Genomic DNA, 8205 nt, shown 5'->3' with positions numbered 1-8205 from the left:
GCCGCCCGCGGCCGTGCCTTTGCCGCCCGCGGCCGTGCCTTTGCCGCCCGCGGCCGTGCCTTTGCCGCCCGCGGCCGTGCCTTTGCCGCCCGCGGCCGTGCCTTCGCCGCTTGCAGTCTTGTCTGCGCCGCCCGCGGCTGCGCCTGCTCCGCCCGCGGCCGCGGCCGCGCCTCCTGCCCCGGCCCCCGCCCCCGAGGAGACCGGCATCCGCGCCACTGTGCTCGCGCGCCTCCGCGCCGGCGAGCGCAACCCGCTCCACGGCCTCTCCGTCGCCGGCGCCGATCTCTCGAACCTCGACCTCAAGGGCGCAAACCTCTCCGGCCACGACCTCGGCGGCGCCAAGCTCTCCGGCGCAAACCTCGAAGGCGCACGCCTCTCCGGCACCCGCCTCGTCGACGCCGACCTCGAAGGCGCCGACCTGCGCAGCGCCGACCTCAAAGGCGCCGACCTCTCCCGCGCCCACCTCGAAAAAGCCCGCTTCGACGGCGCCTCCATCGAGCAAGCCATCTTCGCCTCCGCCCGCGGCAGCGGCGCGAGCTTCGACGGCTGCCGCGGCCGCGCCCCCGTCTTCGCCCGCGGAACCTGGGACGGCGCGAGCTTCCGCGCCCTCGACGCGCTCAGCGCCGACTTCACCGGCGCCTCCCTCGAAGCCGCCATCCTCGAACGCGCCGTCCTGCCCGAGGTCAAGCTCGTCGACGCCCGCGGCAAAGGCGCAAGCTTCCAAGGCGCCCGCCTCGATCAAGCCCACGCCGAAGGCGTGGCCCTCACCGACACGAACTTCCACGAGATCGACGCCAAGGGCTCCACCTGGGAGAACGCCGCGCTCGCCGGCTCCTCGTTTGCGTCGGCCCGCCTCGACAACGCCGTCCTGACGCGCGCGACCTGCGAAGGCGCCAAGTTCCAGCGGGCGAACCTCAAAGGCGCAAACCTCGGCCGCGTCCAGGCCGACCGAGCCAACCTCGACGGCGCGATCCTCGACGGCGCCGACCTGCGCCAAGCCCGCATGCACGAGGCCCGGTTCGAAGGCGCGAACCTGCAAAACGTGATCGCCGGCCGCGCCGATCTCTCGCGCTCGCACTTCACCTCCGCCGATCTGACGAACGGGAATTTCCGCGCCGCGCTGCTCGCCGGATCGAACCTCGCAAAGGCGAAGCTCGACGGCGCCGATCTGCGTGATGCGGACCTCCGTCGTTGCACACTGAGCGGCGCCTCGCGGACAGGCACGAAGCTGATGGGGGCCAACATCCGCGACGCCATCGATGAATGAGGCGTTCGACGTTTGGGGCTTGGGGTCGCCGTCGGCGCCCTACGCCCTGGACCCCGCTGCCGAGGATTCGCCCACAGAGCGCAAATCCAGGTACAGTGCTCGGCCATGAGCGGAGGCCGTGGTGAAGCCCTGAGCGCGAGCGCGTGCCGCGACGAGGCCACACTCCGCTCCTTCATCGAGACGCGCATCAGCCCGAACGCGTGGCCCATCCACTCGCCCGCGCTCCGCCGCCGCATCCTCGAAGACGGCATCGACCTCGAAGCCGCCCACCACTTCACCATGGACCTCGACGCGATGGATCGCATGATCCGCGTGTTCGAGACCCGCTCCTGCCGCGTCGAGCGGCTGCTCCGGATCAACAACGCCTTCCACCGGACGCTGCACAACGACGAGGTGCTGCTGCGTCTCCTCCTGCTCGAGTGGCCCGAAGCCACGCCGCTGCCCGACGAGGTGAAGGAAGCGCCCATGCGCGTGTACCCGAACCTCGACGCGATCGCAGCCGTGCTCCGCGACGCGCTCGGCCGGATGCTCGAAGCCGGCACACCCGCATCGGTGCTCGCGCGAGATCTGCTCGCAGCCCTCGGGCACGACTACGGCCACTCCGGCGGGACCGATCGCATGCGCCCCGACGGCGCCCCCGCGCCCCTCACGCACGAAGACACCGCAGAGAAGTACGCCGCCCCGATCGGCCTCGCCTTCGGCATGCCCACCGCGCTGGTGCTGGAGAGCATGGCCGGCATCCGCGCGACGACCTTCTTCGTACGGCCCGGCCGCCCACGCATCCAAGCCGTGACCGAGTTCGAGCGAAGGCTGACGCTCGCCGACGTGATGGGCTGCGTGCTGCCGCCACACCTCTGGCTGACCCACGTAGGCGCGCCGGTGCTCGTGGAAAAGATGCCCATCTGGCGGCGGCGGCTCGTGCAGATCCCAGGCGAGCTCGGCGCGATCGAAGCGCACCTCGCCATGCTCGCGGACGACGATCCCTCGCGCGAAGCCATCCTCGCCCAGCGCGAAGCGCTGCTCCTCGAAGACTCGCGCATCGTGAAGCACGTCGAGGAGTGGTTCCGCAGCGAGCGAGGCTTCTTCACGTTCATCGAGTCGACCCGTCTCGGCGTCGTCCCGCGCGCACGCGACCTCTGGGGCGGCGTGCTGCGCAGCAAGATCGAGCTCATGGAGCGCGTGCTCGCCCGAAAGGAACTCCTCGCACCCCTCGCGGCACAAGGGTTCCCCCTCCTCGGTCAGTACGCCGAGGAACTCGCAAACGCAGAGTCCCTGGAGAACGTCATCGACCGCGGCACGCTCGATCCAGAGATCTGCGAGCTGCTGCGGATGTTCCTGCCCTGAGGCTGGGTCTCAAGGGCAGCCGTTGCGCCGGGGCGCTGCCCCGGACCCCGCGGGGGCTGTCCGCCCCTCGACCCGGACCAGGCACGGCCTGGACCGAGGGTGGAAGAACTGCGCTCCGCGCAGTTCTTCCAACGGGCCGGTGGCAAAACCATGGAGGTGGGTTTCAAGCCGGCGACGCGCACGCTGCCGGTTGAACATGCGGCGCTGCCGCGTTGGCTGGCAGGGTCGTCGCCGGTCTTGCCACCGGCTGTTCGATGAACTGCGCATCGCGCAGTTCATCGACCCCGGGTCCAGCGCCTCGCTGGTCCGGGTCCAGGGGTGGACAGCCCCTGGTCGGGCCCGGGGTGAAACCCCGGCGCTACGCCGTCAAAGAACGATCGTCCGCCGCCCCTCGACGATGACTCGTCGTTCGAGGTGCGCGCGGACGGCGCGGGAGAGCACGACGCGCTCGACGTCGCGGCCGGTGCGGGCCATTTCGTCGGGGCCCATGGCGTGCGTGACGCGTGCGACGTCTTGCTCGATGATGGGGCCTTGATCGAGGTCCTTCGTCGCGTAATGGGCGGTGGCGCCGATCATCTTTACGCCGCGCGCGTGGGCCTGATGGTAAGGCTTGGCGCCCTGGAAGGCGGGCAGGAAGCCGTGGTGGATGTTGATGACGGGCGGCGCCTCGTTCAGGAATTCCTCGGTGAGGACCTGCATGTAACGGGCGAGCACGACGAGATCCACGTGGTGACGCCGGCAGAGCTCCAGGATTCGCTTTTCTTGCTCGCGTTTCGTGTCGGCTGTCACGGGCAGGCAAAAGAACGGAATGCGGAAGCTCTCGGCGACGGGCTCGAGGGTGGGGTGGTTCGAGAGGACGAGCGGGATCTCGCACGGCAATTCGCCGGAGCGCTGCCGGAGGACGAGGTCGTAGAGGCAGGCCGGGTCCTTTGTGACGAGGATGGCGACGCGCTGCACCTGGTCGCCGTACCGGACGGACCAGGTGGCCGAGAGGGTTTGGGCGAGGTCGCCAAAGGCGCGCTCGAGGGCGGCGCGGGTCGAGGAGCCACCGAGGGCCGCGCTCGCGGCGGGGGCGGAGAGGCCCGAGACGTCGACGACCATCCGCATGAAGAACCGCGGGCCGCCCTCGACGTGGACGTCGGTGTGGTTGCCGGCGTCGATGATGTTGAGGCCGGCGGTGTAGAAAAAGCCGGCGAGGCGCGCGACGAGGCCGGGCTGATCGGGCGCGGCGACGAGGAACGTGGCGTGGACGGTGGAGCTCATCGGGTCGCCTCCGTTAGTCGAACGACGGCCCGAAGGCGAGCGGGATCGACGCGGCGCGGCGCGGCCCAGCGTTCCCTCGGGACGAGACGCTTGACGCCGGACGGAGGGCGCGCGATGCCCCCCGAGCGGCCCCGTTGTGAGGCCGGATGGTAGCTCTCTGAAAGGGAAGAACGCGATGCACAAGCTCGTCCTCCTCCGCCATGGCGAGAGCCAGTGGAACAAGGAAAACCGCTTCACGGGTTGGGTCGACGTGCCGCTCAGCGAAAAGGGCGTCGAGGAGGCGCGCGGCGCCGCGCAGATGATCGCGGCCGAGGGGCTCACGTTCGACGTGGCGTACTCGTCGGTGCTCAAGCGCGCCATCAAGACGCTGTGGATCGTGCTGGAAGAGCTCGATCGGATGTGGATCCCCGTCACCGAGAGCTGGCGGGTGAACGAGCGGATGTACGGATCGCTGCAAGGGCTCGACAAGGCCGAGACGGTGGCGAAGCACGGCGAGGCGCAGGTGAAGGTCTGGCGCCGGAGCTATGACACGCCGCCGCCCGCGATGACCGAAGACGACCCGCGCTGGCCCGGGAAGGATCCGCGGTATGCTTCGCTCCGCAAGGAGGAGATCCCGGGGAGCGAATCGCTCAAGGACACGGTGGCGCGGTTCCTGCCGTTCTGGGAGTCCGATATCGCGCCGGCCATCCGGAGCGGCAAACGCGTGATCATCGCCGCACACGGCAACAGCCTGCGCGCGCTGGTGAAGCACCTCGACGGGATCTCGGATTCGGAGATCGTCGAGCTGAACATCCCGACGGGCGTGCCGCTGCTGTACGAGCTCGACAAGGATCTGAAGCCGATCTCGCGCCGGTACCTCGGCGACGAGGAGGCGGCGAAGGCCAAAGCCCAGGCCGTCGCGAATCAGATCAAGGCGCGATAAATCGCTGTCAACGCCGCGGCGATCCTCGTCGCAATGCGAGCGCCCGTGACAATCCCTGTTTCAGGGTGGCGCAGGTCGCCATTGCGCCGAGATCGAGGCCTCCTTCGACGAAGGTGCGGGCGGATTCCGCGCTGATGCCGACGAGGATCGTGCGGCAGCCGAGCAGGGCGAGGGCGCGCACCGCGCGGACGAGCAGCTCGGCCCCGGCGGCGTCGGGCAGGCCTGCGCCTGTGATGTCGATGAGCACCGTCTCCGTGCCGCGCTGGCTGACGGCGGCGAGAATGCTCTCGATGGCGTGCCCTGCCCGCCCCTGCGAGAGGGCGCCGACGAGCGGTAATAGCAAAATGCCCTCCCATATTTCGAGCACGGGCACGACGAGGCCGTCGATGACGCGCTCCTGCGCCGCGATGATGGCTTGTTGCCGCGCGGCTTCGGCTTCGAAGAGATCGGTCTGGCGGGCGTGCTCCATCTGGTCGGTGATATCCATGATGAGCCCGTAAAGCCCTACCACGGCCTGCGACGCGTCGCGAACTGGCACCTTGCGTGTCCAGAGGACCTTGCGCTTGCCATCGCCGAGCGAGATCGTCTCCTCGTTGAGATCGGGCCGGCCTGTCTCGAAGACCATGTCGTCGTGCTTCCAGAACACGTCGACCTGATCGGGCGGGAAAAAATCAGGGTCGCTTCGGCCGCGGATCTCTTCGGGCGGCCGGCCGAGGAGCTCGCAAAATGCGCGATTGAATGCGATCCACCGGTGCTGCCGATCCTTGAAAAACATCGGATCCGGCATTCCGTCGACGAGCTCTTGGAGCAGGCTGGTCTCGGTGCTCATCGTTGCCTCCCTCGCTGGAAAACAGTGGCGCTACGGTTCCACCGTACACCACGTCGTCGCGCTCTCGCGAGCGCAAGCAAGGATATGGACACCGCATTGCAATGCGTTACGAAAGGTAACGCGTCAGGGCCCTGTGTTGACCGTGACGGGGGTTACTCGGTGCGGAGGAATCGTGCTTTGATTCGCTTCACGCCCCAGCCGGAGAACTTGACGGTGGCGATCGGGTCGTCGCCGGGGTCGACGTCGATGATGGCGCCGACGCCGAACTTCTCGTGCATCACGCGTGCTCCGCGTGCGAGGCCGCCCTCGCTGGAGGCCTCGCCTGGCTCGCGCTCGATGTAGCGCTCCCCGGGGGCGCGCGTGGGCGTGGACGGGGAGCGCGTGGAGAACGAGCGCGCGGGCGCGTCGCTGCCGCGGTCCATGGGATGCGACCAGGGCCCGCGTGGGCGCGCGGGTTCGTCGCGGTGCCCGTCGCGGTAGCCGTCGCGGAAGGAGCGCTCGCTCGACGCCGCGGCCGTCATGAGGGGCTTTACGGAGGCGACGGGGAAGTCGGTAATGAAGCGACTCGGTACGCCGAAGCGCGTGTTGCCGAAGATCATGCGTCGCGCCGTGTGCGTGACGAAGAGCCGCTCGCGGGCGCGCGTGACGGCGACGTACGCGAGGCGGCGCTCCTCTTCGATGTCCTCGTTGCGCTTGGGATCCGGGCCCTTGAAGGGGAAAAGCTCGTCCTCCATGCCCGTGATGAAGACCGTATCGAACTCGAGGCCCTTGGCCGCGTGCACGGTCATCATCGAGACGCGCGGCGCGTCTTCGAGCGCGTCGATGTCGCTCGAGAGCGTGACGCGCTCGAGGTAGCCGGAGAGCGTGCCGACCTGCCCCGCCGCTGCGGCCTCGGCCTCGTAATCGAGGATGGAGCCCACGAGCTCCTGGAGGTTCTGCTTGCGGGCGTCGCTCTCGGCGCTGTCGTCCTCGTCGAGCATCCGCGCGTAGCCCGTGCGTTCGAGGACCTCGCGCGCGAGGTCGCTCGGCGGCGCCGAGGCGGCTTTTTCGCGCAGGCCTTCGATGAGATCACGGAAGGCGAGCAAGCTCTTCTTCGCGGCTGTGCCGAGGCCGCCGCGATCCGTGAGGGGGAGGATCGCCTCGTAGAGCGGCACGTTGAGCGCGTTCGCGACCTGCGTGAGCCTGTCGAGCGTGGCGCCGCCGATCTTGCGCGCGGGGACGTTGATGATGCGCTCGAGGTCGACGTCGCTCTTCGGGTTGTCGAGGATGCGCAGGTACGAGAGACAGTCCTTCACCTCGGCGCGCTCGAAGAAGCGCATGCCGCCGACGATCTGGTAGGGGATGCGCTCGGCGCGCAGGACCTCTTCGAGCACGCGGGACTGGGCGTGCACGCGGTAGAAGATCGCGACCTCGCCGAGCGGGACGCCACGGGCCTGGGCCTCGCGGACACGCTCGGCCACCCACGCGGCCTCGTCGTGCTCGTTCTGGGCGGCCACGACGACGACGGGCTCGCCGGGGTCGCGCGCGGTCCAGAGCTCCTTCGGCTCGCGATCCTTCGCCGGCTTGATCACGCCGAGCGCGGCCCGGACGACGTTGCCCGTGGACCTGTAGTTCTGCTCCAGCTTGACGATGGCGGCGTCGGGGAAGTCGCGCCGGAAGTTCCGGACGATGCGGACGTCGGCGCCGCGCCAGCGGTAGATGCTCTGATCGTCGTCGCCGACGACGCAGAGGTTGCGGCTCGCGGCGAGTGCGCGCACGAGGCGGTACTGGACCTGGTTCACGTCCTGGAACTCGTCGACGAGGACGTGCCGGAAGCGCGCGCGGAGGTCGTCGCCGGCGAGGCTCTTCGGGTCCTCGGCGATGCGGAGGACCGAGAGGATGAGGTCGTCGAAGTCGACGGCGTTCGCCTTGCGGAGGTAGCGCTCGTAGCCCTCGTAGACCTTGAGGATCGCGTCGTCGAAGAAGCCCTGCGGCTCGAAGGCGTCGGGGCCGCGGCCCTCTTGCTTCTCCTTGTGGATGCGCGAGAGGACCTGCCGTGGCGGGTAGCGCTTGTCGTCGAGCGAGAGCTCCTTCAAGACCCGCGCGACGACCGCGCGCTGGTCGGAGTCGTCGTAGATGACGAAGTTGCGCTCGAGGCCGGCCGCGTCGTGGAAGCGGCGGAGCAGGCGCGCGCACGTCGCGTGGAAGGTGCCGATCCAGAGCTCTTTCGCGATCTCGTCGCCCGCGAGGCTCGCGATGCGGCGGCGCATCTCGCCAGCCGCCTTGTTCGTGAACGTCACGGCGAGCACGCGGTACGGGGGCACGCGGTGCACGGCGAGCAGGTTCGCGATGCGGTAGGTGATGACGCGTGTCTTGCCGCTGCCCGCGCCCGCGAACACGACGAGCGGGCCCTCGGCGTGGGCCACGGCCCGCGCCTGGGGCTCGTTGAGCTCGTCCGCCGGTTCAGGGAACGCCGGCGGAGGAAAGGCCACCAGATCCGTCACGGAGGGGGCCGTAGCACGTGGCTCCGCGCGATGGGAGGCCCATACGCTTGACGCAGGGACCGTCCGCCCGCACGACACGCTCCCCGAGCCACATTTT

General features: G+C 69.3%; 7 protein-coding genes. 3 read left to right on the top strand and 4 right to left on the bottom strand.

The genetic code is table 11. The features are described from left to right. Positions 1-207 (bottom strand): hypothetical protein (locus QHF89_RS09425; protein WP_284720283.1); only part of this gene is annotated, 207 nt, incomplete at its 3' end. A 10-nt stretch (positions 208-217) separates the two neighbouring features. Here QHF89_RS09425 and QHF89_RS09420 point away from each other — a divergent pair. Together QHF89_RS09420 and QHF89_RS09415 are read left to right on the top strand one after the other, a co-directional pair. After that, positions 218-1267 carry a pentapeptide repeat-containing protein gene (locus QHF89_RS09420; RefSeq protein ID WP_284720282.1) on the top strand — a complete coding sequence of 350 codons (1050 nt, stop codon included), beginning with the start codon at positions 218-220 and terminating at the stop codon, positions 1265-1267. Positions 1268-1372: 105 nt separating this feature from the next. Then, positions 1373-2611 carry a hypothetical protein gene (locus QHF89_RS09415; protein WP_136972566.1) on the top strand — a complete coding sequence of 413 codons (1239 nt, stop codon included), beginning with the start codon at positions 1373-1375 and terminating at the stop codon, positions 2609-2611. A 366-nt stretch (positions 2612-2977) separates the two neighbouring features. Here the strand turns inward: QHF89_RS09415 and purU are convergent, their stop codons facing one another. Further along, positions 2978-3874, bottom strand: a complete 897-nt coding sequence (purU, locus tag QHF89_RS09410) for a formyltetrahydrofolate deformylase (RefSeq protein WP_136931930.1) — start codon at positions 3872-3874, stop codon at positions 2978-2980. A gap of 175 nt (positions 3875-4049) precedes the next feature. Between purU and gpmA the strand changes: the two genes are divergently transcribed. Then, positions 4050-4796 carry a 2,3-diphosphoglycerate-dependent phosphoglycerate mutase gene (gene gpmA, locus QHF89_RS09405; protein WP_136931931.1) on the top strand — a complete coding sequence of 249 codons (747 nt, stop codon included), beginning with the start codon at positions 4050-4052 and terminating at the stop codon, positions 4794-4796. Between the two features lie 7 nt (positions 4797-4803). On the opposite strand, the gene QHF89_RS09400 is transcribed toward gpmA, so the two are convergent. Further along, a complete protein-coding gene (locus tag QHF89_RS09400; RefSeq protein ID WP_136972565.1) occupies positions 4804-5625 on the bottom strand; it encodes a PAS domain-containing protein in 822 nt (273 codons plus the stop codon). Between the two features lie 152 nt (positions 5626-5777). Then, positions 5778-8108, bottom strand: a complete 2331-nt coding sequence (locus QHF89_RS09395; protein WP_284720281.1) for an ATP-dependent helicase — start codon at positions 8106-8108, stop codon at positions 5778-5780. Between the last annotated feature and the right edge of the window lie 97 nt (positions 8109-8205).

The sequence above is a fragment of the Polyangium sorediatum genome (assembly GCF_029946465.1).
In the GTDB taxonomy this organism is placed as follows: domain Bacteria; phylum Myxococcota_A; class Polyangia; order Polyangiales; family Polyangiaceae; genus Polyangium; species Polyangium fumosum.
Note: the sequence above shows the minus strand (reverse complement) of the source record. Positions and strands in the feature narration are given on the sequence as shown.